This window comes from Paludibacter sp. 221 (assembly GCF_010501035.1).
Classification (GTDB): domain Bacteria; phylum Bacteroidota; class Bacteroidia; order Bacteroidales; family Paludibacteraceae; genus QVMH01.
In genome coordinates this window covers 35,748-57,330 of sequence record NZ_QVMH01000011.1, presented here as the reverse complement: position 1 = coordinate 57,330, position 21,583 = coordinate 35,748, and the positions used below count along the sequence as shown (strand labels likewise).

Annotated in this window: 21 protein-coding genes and 2 tRNA genes; 8 read left to right on the top strand and 15 right to left on the bottom strand. The window is 38.7% G+C overall.

Annotated features, from left to right (window positions below; all coding sequences use genetic code 11):
- Nucleotides 1–3: 3 nt before the first annotated feature.
- The 5 genes from D0T49_RS04190 to D0T49_RS04170 form a co-directional block, all read right to left on the bottom strand.
- Nucleotides 4–1,218, bottom strand: a complete 1,215-nt coding sequence (locus D0T49_RS04190) for a phage portal protein (RefSeq protein ID WP_163629336.1) — start codon at nt 1,216–1,218, stop codon at nt 4–6.
- Nucleotides 1,219–1,323: 105 nt separating this feature from the next.
- On the bottom strand, nt 1,324–2,781 hold the full coding sequence (locus tag D0T49_RS04185) for a hypothetical protein (protein WP_163629335.1): 1,458 nt from the start codon (nt 2,779–2,781) through the stop codon (nt 1,324–1,326).
- A gap of 30 nt (nt 2,782–2,811) precedes the next feature.
- Nucleotides 2,812–3,165, bottom strand: a complete 354-nt coding sequence (locus tag D0T49_RS04180; protein ID WP_163629334.1) for a RusA family crossover junction endodeoxyribonuclease — start codon at nt 3,163–3,165, stop codon at nt 2,812–2,814.
- Entirely contained in the window at nt 3,143–3,589 is a 447-nt protein-coding gene (locus D0T49_RS04175; RefSeq protein WP_163629333.1) for a hypothetical protein, read from the bottom strand. The genes D0T49_RS04180 and D0T49_RS04175 overlap by 23 nt, the downstream gene beginning before the upstream one ends.
- 831 nt (nt 3,590–4,420) lie before the next feature.
- Nucleotides 4,421–4,897 carry a terminase small subunit gene (locus D0T49_RS04170; protein WP_163629332.1) on the bottom strand — a complete coding sequence of 159 codons (477 nt, stop codon included), beginning with the start codon at nt 4,895–4,897 and terminating at the stop codon, nt 4,421–4,423.
- A gap of 368 nt (nt 4,898–5,265) precedes the next feature.
- On the opposite strand from D0T49_RS04170, the gene D0T49_RS04165 reads away from it, so the two are divergent.
- From D0T49_RS04165 to D0T49_RS04150, 4 genes are all read left to right on the top strand, one after another.
- Nucleotides 5,266–5,805, top strand: a complete 540-nt coding sequence (locus tag D0T49_RS04165) for an antirestriction protein ArdA (RefSeq protein ID WP_163629331.1) — start codon at nt 5,266–5,268, stop codon at nt 5,803–5,805.
- Between the two features lie 310 nt (nt 5,806–6,115).
- A complete protein-coding gene (locus D0T49_RS04160; RefSeq protein ID WP_163629330.1) occupies nt 6,116–6,553 on the top strand; it encodes a hypothetical protein in 438 nt (145 codons plus the stop codon).
- Nucleotides 6,550–6,765 (top strand): hypothetical protein, encoded by a 216-nt coding sequence (locus tag D0T49_RS04155; RefSeq protein WP_163629329.1) that lies wholly within the window; start codon nt 6,550–6,552, stop codon nt 6,763–6,765. Before D0T49_RS04160 ends, D0T49_RS04155 begins: the two co-directional genes overlap by 4 nt.
- A gap of 205 nt (nt 6,766–6,970) precedes the next feature.
- Nucleotides 6,971–7,150 carry a hypothetical protein gene (locus D0T49_RS04150; protein WP_163629328.1) on the top strand — a complete coding sequence of 60 codons (180 nt, stop codon included), beginning with the start codon at nt 6,971–6,973 and terminating at the stop codon, nt 7,148–7,150.
- Here the strand turns inward: D0T49_RS04150 and D0T49_RS04145 are convergent, their stop codons facing one another.
- The 3 genes from D0T49_RS04145 to D0T49_RS04135 all read right to left on the bottom strand — a co-directional run bounded on the left by D0T49_RS04145 (nt 7,151) and on the right by D0T49_RS04135 (nt 9,195).
- A complete protein-coding gene (locus D0T49_RS04145; RefSeq protein ID WP_163629327.1) occupies nt 7,151–7,765 on the bottom strand; it encodes a LexA family transcriptional regulator in 615 nt (204 codons plus the stop codon).
- Nucleotides 7,762–8,970: a phage integrase SAM-like domain-containing protein gene (locus D0T49_RS04140; RefSeq protein ID WP_163629326.1), complete on the bottom strand. Its 1,209-nt coding sequence runs from the start codon at nt 8,968–8,970 to the stop codon at nt 7,762–7,764. The genes D0T49_RS04145 and D0T49_RS04140 overlap by 4 nt, the downstream gene beginning before the upstream one ends.
- Before the next feature lie 151 nt (nt 8,971–9,121).
- Nucleotides 9,122–9,195 (bottom strand) — tRNA-Arg (locus D0T49_RS04135).
- A 184-nt stretch (nt 9,196–9,379) separates the two neighbouring features.
- Here D0T49_RS04135 and D0T49_RS04130 point away from each other — a divergent pair.
- On the top strand, nt 9,380–9,823 hold the full coding sequence (locus D0T49_RS04130) for a GNAT family N-acetyltransferase (RefSeq protein WP_163629325.1): 444 nt from the start codon (nt 9,380–9,382) through the stop codon (nt 9,821–9,823).
- 4 nt (nt 9,824–9,827) lie between these two features.
- Here D0T49_RS04130 and D0T49_RS04125 read toward each other — a convergent pair whose 3' ends face one another.
- From D0T49_RS04125 to D0T49_RS04110, 4 genes are all read right to left on the bottom strand, one after another.
- Nucleotides 9,828–10,511 carry a zinc metallopeptidase gene (locus tag D0T49_RS04125; RefSeq protein WP_163629324.1) on the bottom strand — a complete coding sequence of 228 codons (684 nt, stop codon included), beginning with the start codon at nt 10,509–10,511 and terminating at the stop codon, nt 9,828–9,830.
- A gap of 181 nt (nt 10,512–10,692) precedes the next feature.
- Nucleotides 10,693–11,955 (bottom strand): adenylosuccinate synthase, encoded by a 1,263-nt coding sequence (locus D0T49_RS04120; protein ID WP_163629323.1) that lies wholly within the window; start codon nt 11,953–11,955, stop codon nt 10,693–10,695.
- A gap of 229 nt (nt 11,956–12,184) precedes the next feature.
- Entirely contained in the window at nt 12,185–12,655 is a 471-nt protein-coding gene (locus D0T49_RS04115) for a Fur family transcriptional regulator (RefSeq protein WP_163629322.1), read from the bottom strand.
- A gap of 123 nt (nt 12,656–12,778) precedes the next feature.
- A complete protein-coding gene (locus tag D0T49_RS04110; protein ID WP_163629321.1) occupies nt 12,779–13,468 on the bottom strand; it encodes a DNA alkylation repair protein in 690 nt (229 codons plus the stop codon).
- A 325-nt stretch (nt 13,469–13,793) separates the two neighbouring features.
- Between D0T49_RS04110 and D0T49_RS04105 the strand changes: the two genes are divergently transcribed.
- The 3 genes from D0T49_RS04105 to D0T49_RS04095 all read left to right on the top strand — a co-directional run bounded on the left by D0T49_RS04105 (nt 13,794) and on the right by D0T49_RS04095 (nt 15,494).
- The gene (locus tag D0T49_RS04105; RefSeq protein ID WP_163629320.1) at nt 13,794–14,480 is read left to right on the top strand and encodes a hypothetical protein; all 687 of its coding nucleotides are present in this window, start codon (nt 13,794–13,796) and stop codon (nt 14,478–14,480) included.
- A 9-nt stretch (nt 14,481–14,489) separates the two neighbouring features.
- On the top strand, nt 14,490–15,347 hold the full coding sequence (locus tag D0T49_RS04100; protein WP_163629319.1) for a metallophosphoesterase: 858 nt from the start codon (nt 14,490–14,492) through the stop codon (nt 15,345–15,347).
- A 70-nt stretch (nt 15,348–15,417) separates the two neighbouring features.
- A tRNA-His gene (locus tag D0T49_RS04095) sits at nt 15,418–15,494 on the top strand.
- A gap of 46 nt (nt 15,495–15,540) precedes the next feature.
- Here D0T49_RS04095 and priA read toward each other — a convergent pair.
- The 3 genes from priA to lepA all read right to left on the bottom strand — a co-directional run bounded on the left by priA (nt 15,541) and on the right by lepA (nt 21,572).
- Nucleotides 15,541–18,042, bottom strand: a complete 2,502-nt coding sequence (gene priA, locus D0T49_RS04090; protein ID WP_163629318.1) for a primosomal protein N' — start codon at nt 18,040–18,042, stop codon at nt 15,541–15,543.
- A 173-nt stretch (nt 18,043–18,215) separates the two neighbouring features.
- A complete protein-coding gene (nhaA, locus tag D0T49_RS04085) occupies nt 18,216–19,523 on the bottom strand; it encodes a Na+/H+ antiporter NhaA (protein WP_239057002.1) in 1,308 nt (435 codons plus the stop codon).
- 261 nt (nt 19,524–19,784) lie between these two features.
- Nucleotides 19,785–21,572: a translation elongation factor 4 gene (gene lepA / locus D0T49_RS04080; protein ID WP_163629316.1), complete on the bottom strand. Its 1,788-nt coding sequence runs from the start codon at nt 21,570–21,572 to the stop codon at nt 19,785–19,787.
- Nucleotides 21,573–21,583: the final 11 nt, after the last annotated feature.

Sequence of the window (21,583 nt, the reverse complement as noted above, 5' to 3'; positions counted from 1 at the left end):
ATCTTATATGATTGAATCAACAAGTATTTCGGCTTGCTCTTTAGAGATAAACCCGCTTTGAAGCCCAATAGAGCAAGCTTGCGCAACTTGTTGTAAAGCGACTCCCTGTTGTTGTTTTGATGCTTGGTAGAAATCCATATGCGAACAGTCGGGTTCTATTCTAAACGAAATTTTATTTTTACCTATCATTGATAAATAATCGTCAATGATAAATTTCGCGCTTGGCACTACCGATTGATTGTAAAATTCTTGTCTCGCCTCTGTCGTAGCCTTGTACCTGCTTGCTTCGATTCCAAGAAGAACAACAGGCATAACATACTGGCTGCATAATTCTATAATTCCATTTCTGATGGTATCTGTAAGCCCTAATTCTTTGATAGAGGATGTTAGCGGGTGTACTTCCGCCTTAGCTTTTGTTACTAAATTCTTATATTGCTTTCTCCTGAATCCGTATTGTTTTAATACAGATTGTACCGTTTCGCGCTCCTGTTTCATGAAAGGGCTTGTAAACAAGTTAACATCATCCGCACCCAGAGATATAATATTTTTAGCCCCTCCGTCGCCATAAAGCTCAGTGCTTACTTCCCAAAGAACCGTGAGAGTAGAAATTACTTCTGACAGCGATTCTAATCTGCTCCCTCCAAGTACGTGGTTGTCATTTTTGCTTATTCTCCTGTCGTAAAAAACAAAAATATCTTCCGGGTTGATTCTTTTTGTTGTTGTACCATTGTTCAACTCCCAATAATCTATCTTTCGATTGAAATACAAATCATATGAATCTGAATATACGGGCGTAATAAGATTATTGGGAACAACATAATAATCAGACTCATTAAAAAAATTGCTTTTAACCCTTCTCACATACGCCTTGCCTTCTTTTTTGAGAAAGGTTTCCAATTTCATACTGAACGTGCTGAAATTCTCCTTTGGATTAGGGTGTTTTAATTCATTTAAAATATTTTGAGCCTCTTTTGTTTTTATGACCTTTCCGTCCTCATCCAAAGCCCATACATTCAAATTTGCTATAGATTCAGCACACCGTCCTATGACGGAGGATACAAGACCACATTTTTTATACGCTAAATCACGCCCTGACATCGTGCCACAATTGATGAAGTAGTTTTCCGACGACATCCTATCAAGAAATAGGTCTGTAAGTTCCTTGCTTCCCCTTTTCCATTCCCTGTCTGTAGAAAGTATATCTTTTATCCAACTCATTACAATGCCTATAATTACTACAAAAATATAGATAAAATCTATATCATGGGAATAAATTTAGAAAAAGAGGAAAGAATTAGTAAAATATGTTGTAAATATGATTAATTATTGCTTATCTGCGTTCATAGCTTCTACTATATAGGCAAATCTATGCCATACAGCGTATCCAAAACTATCAATACCGTGATTATGCCTGCCTATTGGTATGTTTGTTTTTCTCCCTTCAATTACCTGATATACGTAGTTATTAAACTCATTTTCAGCCTTTTTGTTTTTAACCACATGGAGCCTGAATCGTTTACAAAGGCTGATTCTTGATACAATAGAGGGTTTCTTTATCTTTACAAATCCCCAGCCTTCATAACCCTTTACACAGATGGATGAGTTCATGGAAACTATATAATTTTCGTCTCTATATCTATCATTGCTTTCAGAGCTGATAATTATATCCTCAATCTCCCCATTCAGAGTATACTTCTTTAGCCTTTCCTGCTCGGCAAGAATGATGGGCTCAATCAGGTCAAACAGAATATCAGCCGACGGGCAGGGTTGGTATGTCAGATACTCGATATACAAGTCCATCCCTTTGCGCCCTACGCGAGTTAACACGCTTGGGTCTACGGTAAATCCCAAATCAAGCCCGTATGCGGTTTCATCCATAGCTTCGTCCGGGTATTTGTCTATCCACTCGTAAGCCTCTAATACCGACCCTTCTTCCGGATGCCTCTCGCCCTCTCCATAGACCATCCACTCGTGTTCGTCGGCTGTTTTGGTTTGTATGTTGTATATGTTAGGTGCTCTGTATTCATCTAATTCTTTCTGTGTCCACTTTCCGATATTATCCAATTTGTATTTTTCTCTATCGGGGTTTTTGGGCTTTTTCCATGTTTTCGAATCGAAATCAAAATCGTCAAAACTCCACGGGCATTTAGCCAGAAGTCCTGCTTTTACCTTTTGCTTCAAAAACCTGTTATTCAAAAACGTGGTTTTTGTGAACAGCGTATTGAATTGACCTTCTCTGTCGAAAAGAAAGTGTTCGGTGTATTTGGGGTTCCAGTCGAATATAGCAGCCACCTCGCATCGCATGAGCATCCTGTTGATGAGTTTTTCATCGTCGTTATCCAAAGCCTCATTGAAAAACAATATATCACTTCGCCCCAGCTCTTCATCGTTATCAAGTCCGATAAATTTAACTTTACTTCCAAAAAGATTAAATTCGGGCGATGTTCTTTCTCCGAAGGCATATTCTCTTGAATAAGTTCCTATGTTTTTTGCATGCCCGACAAAATCTTCATGGTATGAACGCTCTCGGCAAGATTTTAAGGTTTTTCGTATAACATAGATACTTAGTGGTTTTTCTCTATGTTCTTGTTTGTCGCATAAATAAGTGATAAAATCGAAAGCAGAAAATGTTTTTCCCGAGCGAGAACTTCCCTCGTTAAATATCTTTATTATTTCTTTTTCTCCTGTAACGGGGTTAACTCTGTCTTTATTTTCCTCATAAAACAGAATCATTTCCTCCGTTAACTCATTTACCTCAAATTTCTTAATAACCTGCCCCATAGGGTATTTCTAAGTATTCAACACGCTTTTTTATATCGCTTTTAATTCAAATTCAATTCGCGGATTATTCTTGTCGAGGAATTTCCGAGCTACTATTTTTACTACTTTATTGTCATTGGCTATGGCTTTGCATTTTTGAAGGCAATCAAGGACTATCTTTAAGCTGTTATCCAAATCGCTTCGCTGGCTTGGATAAAACACGTCAATGTAAAGCTCTACATATCCGGTTATATTTACATTCCGATATAAGTTGCATTGGATATAAAAATTATCCTCGTATTTCTTTAAGGCACTTGTTTTGGCTAAAGAGCCATGTCCGCCTATGGTTACTATTTTATAGCAATTTGACTTACTCGGACAGTTACCAAGAATTGTTTGAACCATATATTTTTTTCTTTAATTCGTTAAACTTTTCTATCTTTCCTTTTAGCTCCTTGCTTGAGCCTTTGAAGAATGTCGTAGGGTTGATAACAAAATCATATTTTCCCATCCTTACTACAGCCTCTTTCCTGATGATTCCTGATATTGCCTTACTGAGCGTCGGGCTACTTATTTTTATTTTCCGAAGAACAAAATCTCTTTTTATAGGAGTGAGCTGCACCGCTCCTGATTCGTCAGACCAAATATGAAACAGTACAAGGATTTTAATTTCTATCTCGGTCAAATTTAAAAGCCACTCAATACCTTCTGTCGTTCTAAACATCCCGAACTGCTCCAAAGTAGAGTTCACGTATGTATTTCTACATTCTAAAATCACACCCGTTGCAGCATCTACAATAGTTGATTGAAAGACCTTTTTTCGCCCCATTTTAACACTTTAAATTAAGCTGGCTTAATCGTACGAGAAAGTTTTCTTTCTCGTACGATTAAATATATTTAATCCTAAGTTTTCGTAATAGTCTATGAATCATACAATTAAATGTTTTTTCCTATCTTATCTTATCATACCCTGTTTTTCCTTTGTTTTTCCTGCCTCTAAACAGAGAGTAAAAAGGGATAATTGCGAATACTAAAATCGCCCTCCATATAAACACAAAGGGAAATAAGAATATGGAACTAATCTGCAATAAGAGTTTTTTCATAATTAGTATTTTCTAACATTATTTTTTTTCGCGATACGAACAAGCATCTTGAAAATTTTTGCCTCCTCTTTAAAGTGTTTGTTTAAGTGGAGTTCTTTTGCGCATTCTGTTAAAATGGACGTTGCGTTTCTTAATGGTGGCATAGTATGTAAATTATTAAATGTTAAAAAAACGGATTCTCAAAAATTGGGTAAAATTTAAATGGAGGAGTCATAGGAGCCTGCCTCGTTTCTTGCGTAAAACGGCGGGGGGGGTGCTGTGCACCGTAATACCCCCTATACTCCGAATTACACACTTATTTACCACTATACTGCGATATAAACACCTATACATCATTAAATACTATTTAGAGCTATTTTAAGACACTTTTATTCTCTTTCGATAAAAGGTACTGTTGTTGAAAAATAGTCCGTTACGCCTCAAGTAAATGCTGTTTTAGCTAAATAGACACGTGATAATCAACTCAAAAAACAGCTTTCTATTTTACATAATACAGATTATAAGATAATAGAGTATAAACAATTGATTATCAAGTGAGTACGCTTGTTTTGTGTGTGCTATTTTTTGTCGATTCCTATTTTTTTACCTAAATTCAATTGAATTTGCTGCGTTCCTTCGGTTGATACGTTCACATTGTCACCTAAGCCTAATTTACGCACTACAATAGAAGGGTTGTAAACGCCAACCGTCGCCCCGTCTAACTGGTCTGCCTCTATAGTCTCCCTGATACGCGCGGCGACTTGCAAATACTCTTTCTGTCTTTCGTAGTCTAAAAACGTATTTCTCATAATATCAGCAAATACACAAAACGACTCCAAACTCAAAGATTTATTAATAGGTATCTGTATTATCTCTCCAGCTCTATCACCTGACTTTATGGCCTCGTTCCTGTATCTTACTTCTTTTGCTCTTTCTTCTAAGTATAACTCAAACACTTCATTTAGTGTCTCCGGCGTATATGCTTTTGGCTTCCATGCCTTTTTGGGCTGCCCGTTATTGTTGTACTTTAGTTCCTCTACCTTTTTATTTTTCATATCAATTAATTTATAGATTTATACTTATTACAAAAATAGAACAAAAAACAATTCTATTTAAATATATTTTGAAAAAAACAAATTCAGGTGATTTGTAAGCGGTGTTTGAGTGGATAAAAAATATTGCAATATTTACGAAAATATGTGTGTAAATATTTGCACACAATAAATATTTGTTGTATCTTTGATATGTAATCAAAAGGGAAATAATAAGGATTTAAGCGGTTTTTATTCTATTCTCGGAGGGTTTACAAGGAAACAAAAAAAACGGCTCTAAGAGGCTGACACCTCAAAGAACCGTAAAAATTAAATTTTTAATCACTCAAATACGGGAAACATTAAGCCCCTGCCGTATTCAGGGCAAAGATATGACAAATTTTTCTACTTTACAAGATGCACGAATTTATGTAGGTACATACGCTAAGTACAATAACGGTTCAATTTTCGGTAAGTGGTTAGACCTTTCGGATTATTCCGATAAAGAAGAGTTTGAAGAGGCTTGCTGCGAGTTACACAAGGATGAGGAAGACCCGGAATTAATGTTTCAGGATTGGGAAAACATACCAAGCGAGCTAATAAGCGAAAGCTGGTTATCTGATGATTTTTTCGAAATTCGTGATGCGGTGGATGATTTGAGCGAAATAGAAAAAGAAGCCTTTCAAGTGTTTTTAAAAATCTATTCTTTTTCGTGGAGTGATGCTGTTTATTTAATTGGCAAGTTTATAAATTCTTTTCAAGGCTCGTATAACAGCAAAGAGGATTTTGCACAGGAATTATTTGATGAGTGTTATTTGCACGAAGTACCGGAGAAAATTAGATACTATATTGATTATGAAGCATTTGCTCGCGATTTATTCTTAGATGGATATTCGTATGGTAGCGGGTTTGTATTTAATGATAATTTTTAAAGTAGAAAATTATGAAAACATATAATATACAATAAATAGATACCTCAAGTGCTGTTTTAGACGAAAAACAATACCAATTTGCGAACATAAAACAAGCCAGAGAGCACGCTCAAAAACTATTTTCAGAGTGTATGATAAACGATTGTGCTAAAATGAAAGTCAGGAGGGTGTACTAATACCCCTCCGAGAAAAAAATAACTTTATTATATTAAAAAGTATAATACATAAATGTATAAAAATTTAATTTTGATTACTTTTGCTCAAAAAGTAATTATTAATAGTTGGAAATATTAAATAACTGTCAAGAAAAATGAGCAAATATTATTATATTAACGGACTTAAAACAAGGGTATCAGACCACGAGCCAAACGAAAAACTAAGGGGGGCAAGCGATATAGAGTTATATGTTAAAAGTGCAGACAACAGGCTTCTTTCTATCGAAAATCAAATAGAATATATCTGCGAAAAAAGAGGATATAACATTGCTGATTTTGAAGTAATCATAAACGACTGGAAAGACGGAAGCTACGACAAAGATGTATTTGTATGCAAGCAAGAGGAAGAGAATAGCGAGAGTGCGGCAGATGTTTCTTTGAATGAGCTTAGAGCAAATATCAATAAATCGAATGATGAAAAACTTCAAGGGCATACCCTTTCAAGATTTGCTAAACATCCTGAAATAAAAGCATTGTCAGAACTTACAGGTGTTTCGCAAAGCTATATCAAAAAATATTTTAATATCGTATGATGGAAAAATTTAAAACATACACCGAAAACGGCAAGTCTTTCATCGAAAGGCTTGTTTTTCCTCGCTTCAAGGCAGAGATAACTTTTAACCCGGATGGAGTGTCTGACCTCGAAAATGTAGAGATGATAGACGAATGTACAGATATATCCGAATTGTCAAAAGCAATGCAAAAAGCAGGAGAGTATTTAACAAAAGGACATTTAAAAAAATGACATCTATACAAGATGCAACCTATTTGACATGGATAGTAATATCGGAAATACCCCTCCCAGATAAAAAATTATTATAAAATAAACAATTTAATATCTTTGCATTATGCAAAAAAATATCAATCAAAGCAAGTACACCCCCGAGCAAAAAAATGCGCTTAGAAATTTTCTTTTGCGGCATCAATCTCTTTTTTTAAAGTTTACACCGTTGTCAAAAAAGACCTGTATTAATGAGGCTCGTATAACCAGATTTGTCAATTATACCGCTAATGGGATAGGCAAATTGTATCAGCGCGATTTGTCAGACGAAGAAATAGACAAGTTGCTGAATGAAATCAAAACCTTCACCCTTTCGGCGAAAACGTTATTTACCATAATGGACAAGTAATTACAGGTGCTTTATTGATATTGCGGTTATTACGTGCGCAATACTATAAATATCCGACTTGTTTATTGTATGTGGCTTATAGTCGCTATTGAGGGGGGTGCAGATAAAAAAATCATTATCCCCCTCGGTGATTTTCCTAACAAAAATACCCTCCTTTGTATCTAAGAGATATATTTCTCCATGTCGTATATTCTCTACAATTCGGCAGCAAAGCATATCTTTGTCAGATATGCTTTTGTCACTTAATTTATCTTTCATGCTATCCCCCCGGGCAAAAAAACAAAAATCTATATTCTCGCTATATGGAAGGCATATTTTTTCAGATTCCTTTTTCTTTGATATTTTAAAGCTATTAGTTTTACCAAAATACGTACCGGAAAAAACAGGATAAATATTTATTAAATCTATATCTGCTTCTTCTCCTATTAGTATTTCTTTTGTAATTCCGAAGCGTCGTTTGATTGCTTTTTCGAGCTTGTCAGATAGTGTTTTTACTTTTCCTCTTTCCACATCCGATAAACTTCCTTGTTGAATATCAAGTATGCGGGCAAATTCAGCTTGTGTGAAATTATTTCTTTCTCTTAATTTCTTTATGTTGCGTCCTAATTCAGTCATTTTAAAGCTTTATTTTCTTCGTTAAACACATATTCGATGACTTTTTCATTTAACCTGTCAATAGGCGTAAAATCTGTCTTTATATAACCTCTGGTGATTCTGTGTTCAGAGGAATGATTTAGTGCAAATGCGACATCGGACTCAGAAGCCCTGCAGTCATTTCTTGCTATAGTAGCCCATGAATGACGGAATGTGTAAGAAGTGGTCTTTTCTATTTCTGCCAATGCAGACAACTCCTGTAATCCCTCGTTTAGATATTTATTGAAATTAGATTCGGTATTGTACATCTCCGAAAAGGAAAACAACCTATGTTCTCCTTTGTATTTGTTGAGTAATGGATGTATTATTTCAGGCACTTTTATCTCGATATACGCTCCATCAGAACGCCTGTCTTTTGTTTTTCTTCGGCGATAACAAAGTTTACCGTCTATCAGCTCGTGCTTTTCTGCATGGTAGAGGTCAACCGTGTTTATGCCCGCTAAACAAAATATGAGCAAAGCTACATCTTTTGCCATTGGAGTAGTTACTCTGTTTTTCGCTTTTGAAATATCCACATCGAACAGTTTTGTCAAATCATCCTTATCAATAGCCTTCTTTTCCGATGGTGTCTGTTTGGGAATCTTCACGAGCATAAAAGGCTGATTTTTTATTCTAATAATACCTCTGTCATAATCATTATATTCCATTAGGCCTGCCTTAAAAACGGCTTCTATACAACTTGGATACATGCTTTTTGCTCTTTTTTTGTTTTTTAACTCTGTATTTATCCAAGAGTTGATAACCTTTGATGTTATATCAGAAAAATATAAATTTTCTTTTCCAGTATATTTTTTTAGGCTATTTATTGCCGACTTGTAATTTGCAGCGGGTCTTATCCTGTCGTCCTTAATCATCGAAAGTACGTACTTGTCATAGAAGTCGATAAATGATATTTCCTCTGTATCACTTGTTAATCGTTCTATTATTTCTGAAACTGTTAATTTTTTTATATCAAAGGAATTAACCTTGTCGGAATATTCGCCAATAAGAAGATAGATTTTTGCTATAACGCTATAATCTGTAATCTCCGTTCTATTATGCTGCTTTGGGCTAACGATATATTGGGTCTTTATATAACCTATTTCTCTTTTTTTAACCACACGGATATAAACAGCGGCATAACCATCGGTTTTTATTCTTCTTATTGCTGGTTTAAAACTTATCATTTTTTTTAAATTATGTGTAAACTATGTGTAAACATTATACTTTCCATGTCCTCTACAAAGCTCAGAGATGGGGTTGCTTTGTTTACTAAAATGATTAATAGCGATTGAAAAGTAATTTTTCAATCGCTATAACAGTCTGATAATCAGCTTGTGACCCCGGCGGGATTCTAACCCACGACTTTCAGAACCGGAATCTGACGTTCTATACAGCTGAACTACGGAGCCTTTTAGTGAGTGCAAAAGTAGAAAAATAATGCGAATAAAAAAACAGGCCTAAAAATATTCGTAAAAATCAAAACAGTTTCTAAACTATGGGGAAGTTTACTCGGTAGTTTCAAACGGTTTGCCGGATAAAATAATATACGCTAAATTTGTTTGCGTACTTTAAAAGTGAAATAACATGTCAGATATGAAAATTATAGAGGTAAGAGAATTTTCCATTGATTATTACCACGCTGTGGAAAAACTCATTGCTAAACTAACAAACAGTCCGGCCTCATTCTCCGAATCTTTTTTCAAAGAAATCGTTTCTTCTCCCAATAGCTATTTCTTTTTGTTGCTGGACGAAGGCTCTGTTGCCGGTATGCTTACCATCGGAACGTACAAAAGCCCCACAGGAGTGAAAGGATGGATAGAAGATGTTGTGGTTGATGAGCAATACCGTGGAAAAGGCTTGGGAAAAAAGATAATGGAACACGCTCTCTCTTTTACCAAGTCTTTAGGTGTCGACACACTTATGCTTACCTCGAATCCGTCGAGAATTGCTGCTAACAAGCTATATCACTCTTTGGGTTTCGAGCAAAAAGAAACAAATGTATATAAGATGGTTTTCGGAAAAATAACTATAGACTAAATTTTTAGTTTCGCCTTCCTCCGAGAAATATTGTAACGTAATATATTAACGTGGCAAGTGACCCCAGTGCGGCTATAACGTAGGTATATGCAGCCATTTTCAGGGCATCCTTTGCTTTGTCGTGTGTTTCGTAATTAGTGATTCCGGCAGAATCGAGCCATGCTAAAGCGCGTTTGCTGGCATTGATTTCGACAGGTAATGTAATGAACGAAAATAACGTAGTCATAGCAAATAATATAATCCCGAACAGCATTAATTGAGGGAATACATTTATAGTAAGAATACCGGCCAGAAGTACCCAGCTCATCCATTGCGAAGCAAAACTTACAACCGGAACAAGCGCCGAGCGCATTTTTAGAGGTGCATAAGCCTCAGCATGTTGCACGGCGTGTCCGCACTCATGAGCAGCTACCGTGGCTGCTGCTACGCTGTTTGATGCGTAAACACCTTCACTCAGGTTTACAGTCTTATTTTTAGGGTTGAAATTATCTGTTAGCTGCCCGCGCGTTGCAGTGATTGATACATCTGTTATTCCATTGTCGCGGAGCATTTTTTGCGCAACATCCCTGCCTGTCATTCCGTTAGGAATAGGAATCTGTGAATAACGTTTGAATTTTGATTGTAGCCTGTTTTGTACAATCCAGCTTGCAAGAGCAATGGCAACGAAAATAATAAAAGCGTATGACATATCCTTTGTTTTTTTAAGTTTCTTCCTTTGGTTTTATCAAAATCCCTGCCATTTGACAATCTGGCAGATCTTTTTATAAATCAGTAAGCTATATTCCGAAATGTTTAATCTTCATATAAAAAGCAGAGGCTTTCTTATAGTAAGAAAGCCTCTGCTTTATATCTCTGTTTTAAAACAAATATCAGCGTAAAATAGTTTGCGCCCTGTCAGGGCCAACTGAAACTATTTTGATTGGAACTTGCAGCTCTTTTTCTAAAAACTGAATGTATGCATTGAAGTTTTCAGGAAATTCGGCTTCACTTTGCATTTTTGTCATGTCGGTTTTCCATCCCGGTAGCTCGGCATACACAGGCTCTACGCTCTCCGCAATGTCAAACGGGAACTCAGTAAGCTCTTTGCCATCTATTTTATATGCCACACATGCCTTAATCGTTTCAAAACTGTCTAATACGTCGCTTTTCATCATGATAAGCTGCGTTACACCGTTGAGCATGATTGCATATTTTAATGCAACAAGGTCGATCCAGCCACAGCGGCGCGGACGTCCGGTAACCGAGCCGAATTCAAAACCTATTTTACGCATTTGTTCGCCTGTTTCATCAAATAGTTCGGTAGGGAAAGGGCCGCTACCTACACGGGTACAATATGCTTTGAATATACCGAATACTTCGCCTATGCTTCGTGGAGCTATTCCCAGTCCGGTACATGCTCCGGCGCAAATGGTATTTGACGAGGTTACAAAAGGGTATGAGCCGAAATCAATATCAAGCATAGTGCCCTGTGCACCTTCGGCTAATACTTTTTTCTCTGATTTCAGCGAGTTGTTTATGAAATGCTCGCTGTCAATCAGTTCAAATCTTTTGAGGCATTCGATTCCTTCGAACCATTCTTTTTCTATTTCGGGCAAACTGCTACAGTCAAAGCTATATTGTTTCAGAATTTCTTTATGACGGTCGGTTGCTGCTTTATATTTTTCATCAAAATTGTGTAGTATATCACCTACACGTAGCCCGTTACGGCTTATCTTGTCAGTATATGTGGGGCCGATGCCTTTTCCGGTAGTACCGATTTTAGAAGTACCTTTTGCCGATTCGTAAGCAGCATCGAGCAAGCGGTGTGTAGGCAAAATGAGATGTGCCTTTTTCGATATTTTCAGGCGTTCGGTAAGCGGATGCCCTGATTTTTCCAAAGCCTCTACTTCGGCCTTGAATAAAGCTGCGTCGAGTACAACTCCGTTTCCGATGATGTTAACTTTGCCGCCTTGGAATATTCCCGATGGGATTGAGCGTAAAACAAACTTTTTGCCTTCGAATTCTAATGTGTGGCCTGCGTTCGGGCCTCCCTGAAAACGTGTTACCAAGTCGTAGTTAGGAGTAAGTACGTCTACGATTTTTCCTTTACCTTCGTCGCCCCATTGGAGACCTAACAAAACATCTGCTTTCATTTTTTTTATTGTATAATTTTTTGTGTGATAAGTTCAATGTTTATTATAAAGAAACTGTTTTTAATTTTACGAATATTTTTAGTTTAGTTTTTTTATGATATTCTTTCATGTTCATTTTCGCCCTTTTTCGTGTCTTTTCATTTAAATTTTTCTCAAGCAGCCCGCTACTATACGAAAAACTTAAATTAAAACCCTTCGAAAAATAACTGAAAATAACCTATGAAAAAATTCAAACCAATTTCTTCGTTTTTTGCCTGTTTTTTTGTTTACACTTACTGCAAAGCCCATATATGTACAGCGAATAGTGGCTTGTTTCGAAATAGGCAAAGCGTTTTGTCTGAATCACGGTGCGGATGTGCTTGTCCGAAAACTCTTTTACCTTACCGCAGATTGTACAAACCAGATGATGGTGTATTTTATCACCAAAAGCCTTTTCGTATTGTGCTTCCTGCTGCCCAAACTGATGCTTAATGATAAGATGGCTGTTCAGAAGAAGCTCCAGAGTATTGTATACTGTAGCCAGGCTTACCCTGTAATCGGCCTGCATTTCCTTGTAAAGCGATTCGGCATTGAAATGCCCATCGTATTTATATACTCTTTCTAAAATAGCATAGCGTTCGGGAGTTTTACGATGGTGGTTTTTTACAAGAAACTCAGTGAAAGCCTCTTTTACTTTTTCGTATGAATTTTCTTCCTTCATTTAAAACCTCAGTGGTTTAGCACATCTATTTTTATCCGGTATGCTTTGTTAATGGATGAAATTCCGTATTCGTAACAAAACAAACCGAACCGAACAAAGGTACAATATTTTACTGAAAACATTCTATAAAATATTCAAAAAGAGAGCTTCTTCTTTTACTTCGTGGCAGATGTATTTTTGGCTGTTTATATTTGACGAAGATATTGGCTCTATTTCTTTTAATATATATTTTGCGGCGTCTTCCCCCGCACGTAATAAGCGGCTCAGGCTTAATGCAATGGACTTGTATAAGAATAAATTGTCAGTGTCCGAGTTTTTTATGCCCTCTGATACGATAGTTTTTATTGTGTCTTGGCTTAACTGCTGATATATTCGGGCCGAGAGGGTAAAACCTGTAATTTGCTTCCATATATCCTGACCGGATTGGATAAACCTGAAACAAAGCATTTCGGCAAAGGACGCTTTGCTGAACAGGTTCATACAAATTTGCTCCACAAGTTCTATTTGGTTTACATCTTTCATCCATTGTTCGGCCAATTGGATAGTGGCTTTCTCTTCCGGTTCGAGCAAAGTGGCAAGTATCATCGTCTCGCGGATATGGAGTGCCCAGAGGCGTTGTGCGAGGTCGTGGTTTTTAGCATATAGCGATGCTATTTCGCGCAGGCGGGGAATTGAAACACCATAGTTTTGTTTGTACACAATGCCGTTGCGCTCCATTTGTTCCGATACCACACCGTTCATCGAAAGTTTGATTTTCCTCCGTATTTCTGTGATTTGCTGTTCAAGTTCCGGATTTAAAACGTAAAAATCCATATTGGGGGTTGTTGAATGAAATTTTAACTAAGAAGATTTATTTTGCCATATTTTTTGACAAAAAGGAAACAACAAACAAAAGTATCAAATTTTAGCGGGATTTAAAAAAAGCTATATTCCTATTTGAAAGATTTCCCATCACAAGTTATATGCCTTAAAAGCACTATCTGCAAATACGTTTACTTTTTTGTTAATATGAAAAAAAGTTTTACTTTTGTTTACGTTGGTTAACATAAAAAAGTACCTGCCTTGATAAAAATCTGCTTTGGGAAAGCGGATGGATATAAAAGTTGTGTGTTTGAAGTCCTCTTTTCTACTGAAGCTAATGAAATATAAGTTTTATCTTTTTTTGCTATTTGCTTTTCATTTAGGCACAATCTCTGCGCAATGGAGCATGCGTCCTTACCTCGAATATAAATCGTCGGCTATACATGATAACATTGGAGCTGCTTGTATAGCGGGTTATGCTTTTGAGGACATTTATTCTGTCCATGCCGGAGGCAAGATTCAGTCGGCCGGACTGGGGTCGTTTTTTGCTCAGGGCGATTTTATGTGGACGGTATCGGAAGAAAAAAGGATAGATGCAGGTTTTTACAATAAGTATATCTATTGCAATTATTTTTTGTACGACATACAGGAGTTTACCGTTGCTGTAGCCGGAGTGCTGAAAACACGGTATGTAGATGTGACCTTGGGCTTTTCAAACAGGTTGTACTGGAATGTAAGGTATGATGAAAAGGCTATTTACGAACGTGCGAATTTTTTGTACGAAATAAAGGGACGCGTATTTGAGGAGGAGCATAAGTACAACTTGATTTTTTCCATTTCAAATATCGACGATTTTTACATCGAACGCGTTCAGTTTCTTCATCTTAAGGCCGGCGGCAGGTATAAGCTTAATGGGAATGTAAGCCTGTTTCTTGATGCCGGATTTATTCCTGCCGGATTTTTTCATTTAGTATCAAATTACTATGCCGGATTTTTCAAAAGCGGTGTTGAATTAAGCTTTTAAAAAAACACTATGAGCAAGATATATTCTATTTTATTGTTGTCGGCATTGCTTCTCTCTTCGTGCGAACTTATATACGTCAGAGGGGCATTGGGCATTGGTATCGACAATGTTAATTCGAGATATGAATTCAGCAATTCGCAGAATTTCAATTGCGGGTTTAGCTCGCTCGCAGTAGGTGCCGACGAGTATCGGGTTTATGCCGCTGCCGACTTTCATACCGGCAAGGGTGGTCTGTCTTCTAACCAAGCTACGTTTTTACAAGCTGTAAATGACGATGCCGGAGCTGTATGTTGCTTATCCATCGGTGATATGGTGTCGGGCGAGAAGCAGGCTTATGAGAATTATAGTGCTGTATTACGGAATTTTCCTGAGGTGAACCATGCCGCCTGTGTGGGAAATCACGAATTGTATTTCGAGGGTTGGCCGTATTATAAAGAAATGTTTGGTAGTTCCATTTATTATTTTGAAGTGGCGACACCCAACTATAAGGATATTTTTATCTGTCTCGATTCGGGCAGTGGTACGCTTGGCACAAGCCAGACTGTATGGCTCAAAGATTTGCTTGAACGCGAGAGACGCAATTACCGGAATTGTATTGTTTTTACTCACACCAATTTCACTTGCAAAGACCTCTCGCAGGGAACTACAGGGAGTTTTGTGTTAGAAGAAACGTATGCTCTTTTCCGGCTTTTTTCGACATACAATGTATCAATGGTGCTTTCCGGGCACGACCATTATTTTGAAGATTCTACCGTACAGGGAGTTCGTTATATAACGTTGGATGCGGCAAAGGATAATGTAAAAAACGCCTCTTTTCTTAAGATAAACTGCTCTGACTCTATCTCGTACGAAATAGTAAAATTGTAAAGCAATAATTTTACCGAAAAAGTTTGCACAAAACCGAATACTATATTATCTTTGCACACGCAAAAACATGGTGGTTATAGCTCAGTTGGTTAGAGCGTCGGATTGTGGTTCCGAAGGTCGCGGGTTCGAGCCCCGTTTTCCACCCCAGCACACAGAGAGAAGCAAGCAATTGTTTCTCTCTTTTTGTTTCTTCTCACATAGGGTCGATGTCTAAGTTAATCCAAAGCGATTTGAATTTAGGCTCGGTTTGTAGCTGATTAGTCAGTTGGCGTAGTATCTGCTTTGCCTGTTCGGCCGAGGCGTTCAGTTCTATTTTCAGTAAAATCTGCTTGATAAACATATTCTGAATACGCGCGATGAGAGGGTCGTTAGGCCCCAAAACACGGTTGCCGAACACAGTCCGCATAGCTGATGCCAGTTGGCTTGCTGCAGCTTTAACTGTTCCTGCATCTCGGTGGCGCAACGATACTTGTATCAGACGGCAATACGGAGGGTAGTTAAACAATTGCCGTTCGGCGCATTGCGTATCATACATGGCATCGTAATCGTTTTGTATTACCTGATTTATAACCGGATGTTCGGGCGACGATGTTTGCAGAATTACCGTTCCCTGTTTGGTTTTTCGCCCTGCGCGCCCGCTTACCTGAGCCATTAGTTGAAAAGCCCGTTCGTGTGCACGGAAGTCAGGAAAATTCAGTAAGTTATCAGCATTGAGTACCCCTACAAGGCTTACTCCTCCAAAATCCAAGCCTTTCGAAATCATCTGCGTACCTACCAGAATGTCAATTTTATGCTCTTCGAAATCGTGAATAATTTTTTCATATCCTTTTTTAGAGCGGGTAGTATCCAAATCCATCCGGGCAATGTGTGCTTCGGGAAATACTTCTTTTATCTCGTCTTCAATCTTCTCTGTGCCAAAGCCTTTGGTGTTCAAATTGGGTGTTTGGCAAACAGGGCAGAGTGCCGGAATAGGCTCGGTATACCCACAGTAATGGCACGATAGTGTATTGAATGATTTGTGAACGGTAAGGCTTACATCACAATTCTTGCACTTGGGTACATACGAGCATGCTTTACACTCGATATAAGGTGCATAGCCTCGCCGGTTCTGAAACAGTATTACCTGCTCGTGGTTGTCGAGTGCTTTGCGGATATTTTTTAACAGGGTAGGGGTGAAATGGCTTTCCATTTGCTTTTTCCGGTAAGCCTCTTTCAGGTCGGCCGTAATGATTTCGGGCATAGCTATTTCCTCGTGCCGTTGTTTCAGTTCCACCAGTCCGTATTTCCCTGTTTTTGCATTGAAGTATGTTTCTATTGCAGGGGTGGCAGTGCCAAGCAGCGTTTTAGCTCCGTGCATACCCGCAAGTACTATAGCCGCATTGCGGGCATGGTAACGTGGCGCGGGGTCAAATTGCTTGTAGCTTGTTTCGTGCTCTTCGTCAACGATGATAAGCCCCAGTTTACGGAAGGGAAGAAAAACGGACGAGCGTACCCCTATTACTATATCGTAACTTTTGTCGGTCAGTACATTGTTCCATATTTCGACGCGCTCGGCATCCGAAAATTTGGAGTGATAAACGCCGAGCCTGTTGCCGAATACCCGTTTCAGCCGGGAGGTCAACTGGGTTGTCAATGCTATTTCGGGCACAAGGTAAAGCACTTGTTTGCCTTCGGACAATGCTTTTTGGATAAGGTGTATGTATATCTCGGTTTTTCCGCTCGATGTTACCCCATGCAGTAATACAACAGGTTTTTCAAGAAAAGTTTTTTCTATCTCCGAAAATGCTTTTTGTTGAAACTCGTTCAGTGCATATTGTTCCGCTGTTTGTATTTCGGAAACATCAAGCCTTCCGGTTTCTTTCTGATAAAGCTCAAGTATGTTTTTTTCTACTAAATTGCTTAAAATAGCAGTAGATGCTCCGGTTTGTTCAAGTAAGTCTTTTTTGCTTACTTCCCGTTTTTTGTTTGTAAGGCAGCGCGATAACTCAATGTATTTCATCAACACTTCCAGTTGCTTCTTAGCACGGCTAAGTTCGTCGAAAACTTTTCTTAAATTATCTTCTTGCGTAGCAGAGTTGCTTAGCCGGACGTATGCCTCGGTTTTAGGACGGAATTTTTCAGTCAGTTCCTCGCTTATTTCTATAGCTCCCAGCTCCAAAAGCGATTTGATAGGTGGCATTACATCACGTATTCCGGTGGTTTTGTTTAGTTCCGATATTCGTATTGTTTTTCCGTCCGAAAGTGCATCCAGTATTTTTACTTCCTGAGGTTTCATTGCCTCAGTGGCTTCAAAGTCGGGGTTTATCCTTATCTGGGTTTCGCTTTCGAGCTTCAGCCCTGCGGGTACTGCCGCCTGATATACATCGCCCAGATATGCCTGATAGTAAGACGAAATCCACTCCCAAAATTTAATTTGCGGATGGCGCAATACGGGCTGCTCATCCAAAACATGGATTATCTCTTTTGCTTCGTAAATTTCGGGCGCTTTGGAGTGGATGAGATATACAATAGCTGTGTACATCTTTTTTTTTCCGAAGGGTACTACCACACGCATGCCGATACGTATTTTATCAGCCCATTGCGGAGGTACGGAGTATGTAAATGTACCACCCAAAGGCAGAGGGACAATTACATCAACATACTTCACGTTTGGTGAATCTTGTTGACTTACACTATTTTCGGGATTTTTACTCATCAATACTTCTTCGTAGAAATACAAAAATACGACAAAAAGTTAGAATCTGTTTTATGTTTTTCACCTCCGTTTTTTCATTTAACACAATGGGCAAATGGATTTATATGAAACAGGCTTACCTGTTGTTGTTTCCGGTAAGCCTGTTATATATGCTAATAATCTTTTCGTTTTTTTTATTTTACCTCTTTCCCCGACTTGGGCAGTACCTTGTTTAAGAAGAGGTAGCCGAGTACTCCCGATATGAACGAGCCTAATAATATACCTAATTTTGCCTGATTGAGGAAGTCGGTGCCTTTGGGGTAGGAGAGTGTGGCTAAGAATAAGGCTACAGTAAATCCTATACCTCCGAGCAGGCTCATACCGAACAGGTTTTTCCAATTCATTCCGGCAGGCATGCGGCAAATTTTTAATTTGATAGCCAGCCATGAGAATGAGAAGATGCCGCACGATTTGCCAACGATTAACCCCAGCATAATAGATAGTGTTATGCCTGATAATGCGCTTAATCCTCCCGAAAGGTCGAATACAACACCTGCATTTGCAAATGCGAAAAGGGGCATGATGAAAAAGTTTACAATTCCTCCCAAAGAATCTTCTAAATCCTGAAGGGGGCTTATCGCCCTGTCCGATGCACGTTCTACACGTGATAAATAGCGGATTTGAAGGTTTGATAGCATGATACTGTTTTCGTCGGCGCGCGAATGCCTTATTGTTGATTTTAAGAGGTCTACATCGCGTTGCAACCCGGATGTGTATCTTTTTATGTTGAGGTACGGGCGTGCCGGAACGGTAAATGCTACCAAAACGCCTGCTATTGTAGGATGGATTCCGGCTTGGAGGAACATATACCAAATCAGTATTCCGAAAATCGTATAGAATCCTTTACTGTTGATTCTAAGCCTATTACCCAGTATTAAAAACGTAAATCCAACAAGCGACAATCCTAAGTATATGAGTGATTGGGTTGATAATGAACTGTAAAATATTGCGATAACAATGATACCTCCAATGTCATCGACAATAGCAAGGGCGAGCAGAAATACTTTTAACGAAACGGGTACCCGCTTGCTGAACAGGCTTAAAACCCCAAGCGAAAAGGCAATATCGGTAGCCATTGGGATGGCCATACCTCTAAGCTCTTCGGGTGAGAACGATTGTATTTTTCCTGTTATGAAAAATATGAGTACAGGAACAAGCATTCCACCGCATGCTGCAATGAAAGGCAGCAATACCTGACGGAAAGATGATAACTCGCCTACAAGCATTTCACGCTTTATCTCCAAGCCTACCGAGAAAAAGAAGATAGCCATCAGGGCATCATTTACGAAGCCGAGAAGTGTCATCGGGTGTCCACCATGACTGAAAAAGTTGAAGGTAGATGTTCCGAATGTGATTTCGACGTTCCACAATGCTTCGTACCATACACGTAGGGGCGAGTTTGCAATAATCATTGTAACCAACGCAACTATTAGCAACACCATGCCTACATTCACACGTTTTCCATACTTGTTTATCAAACGGTAGAACCGTTTGAAATGCTGGTTTCGGTATATTAATTCCATTTTGCTTTTGTTTTTTTATATATTTATGAAAGAAATGAAAATAGAAATGCAAAGTAACAACGAATTATTCTTTATAATGTAGAAAATATGTTCAATTTAGTAGGACTTTTTACCTAATCTTGCGAAAAATTAAAGGCTTCATGCGGTATGAAGCCTTCGGAATCCTATATGGGTTTTGATTTAGTCGAGTTTAAGAACAGCTAAGAAGGCTTTCTGTGGAACTTCGACCGAACCGATTTGCTTCATACGTTTTTTTCCTTTTTTCTGTTTTTCCAATAGTTTTCTTTTACGGCTTATATCACCTCCGTAACATTTGGCGGTAACGTCTTTACGTACGGCCTTAATCGTTTCGCGGGCAATGATTTTTGCTCCTATTGCAGCCTGAATGGCAATATCGAATTGCTGGCGTGGAATCAATTCTTTCAGCTTTTCGCACATACGGCGTCCTAACGATACTGCATTGTCGACATGAATCAATGACGAAAGAGCATCTACAGGCTCGGCATTCAGTAAAATATCGAGTTTTATCAGTTTCGAAGGGCGGTAACCATTCATGTGGTAATCGAACGAGGCGTATCCTTTCGATATACTTTTCAGCTTATCATAAAAGTCGAACACTATTTCGCCCAACGGCATGTCGAATATCAACTCCATCCGGTTGCCCGAAATATATTCTTGCTTGATGAGTTCACCTCTTTTGCCTAAACACAAAGTCATAATCTGACCTATATAGTCGGTCTTGGTAATGATAGATGCCCTGATATACGGTTCTTCAATGCGGTCGATGGCCATAATATCGGGCAATCCCGAAGGGTTGTGCACTTCGAGCAATTCGTCTTTTTTAGTATATACTTTGTATGAAACGTTTGGTACGGTTGTGATTACGTTCATGTCGAACTCACGGTCGAGCCGTTCCTGTACTATTTCCATGTGAAGCATACCGAGGAATCCGCAACGGAATCCGAATCCTAATGCTACCGACGATTCAGGCTCGAAAGTAAGCGAAGCATCATTCAACTGCAGTTTTTCTATTGCAGCCCGTAAGTCTTCAAAATCTTCCGTGTCGATAGGGTAAACTCCTGCAAATACCATAGGTTTCACCTCCTCGAATCCGTCTATAGCTTCCGTGGCAGGGCGTTTCACGTGGGTGATAGTGTCGCCTACCTTTACTTCCTTCGATGTTTTAATGCCTGATATGATGTACCCAACATTCCCTGCACTAAGGCATTGTTTAGGAACCATGTCGAGCTTTAGTATCCCTAATTCGTCGGCATCATACTCCTTGCCGGTAGCGATAAACTTTACTAAATCGCCCTTGCACATAGTGCCGTTTACTATTTTAAAGTAAGCGATAATCCCCCTGAAGGGGTTGAATACCGAGTCGAAAATCAGGCATTGAAGCGGAGCATCCGGGTCGCCTTTAGGCGCAGGGATGCGTTCTACAATAGCGTGAAGTATTTCTTCCACGCCCATGCCTGTTTTTCCGCTTGCACGGATAATGTCGGCAGGTTTGCAGCCCAATAAGTCGATAATCTGATCTTCTACTTCTTCGGGCATCGCATTGTCCATGTCCATCTTGTTCATCACAGGGATGATTTCAAGGTCGTGCTCAATAGCCATATACAGGTTGGATATGGTTTGTGCCTGAATGCCTTGCGTAGCATCTATTATGAGCAATGCACCTTCGCAGGCAGCAATAGAGCGCGATACTTCGTATGAAAAGTCAACGTGTCCCGGAGTGTCAATCAGGTTTAATGTATATTCTTCTCCATGCAGATTGTAATTCATCTGTATAGCATGGCTTTTAATAGTTATTCCCCGTTCGCGCTCCAAATCCATGTTGTCAAGTACCTGTGCTTGAATATCTTTTTCCGCTAAGGTTTTGGTGTATTCCAAAAGCCTGTCGGCCAAAGTACTTTTACCGTGGTCAATGTGTGCTATGATACAAAAATTGCGGATATTCTTCATCGTTTTTACTT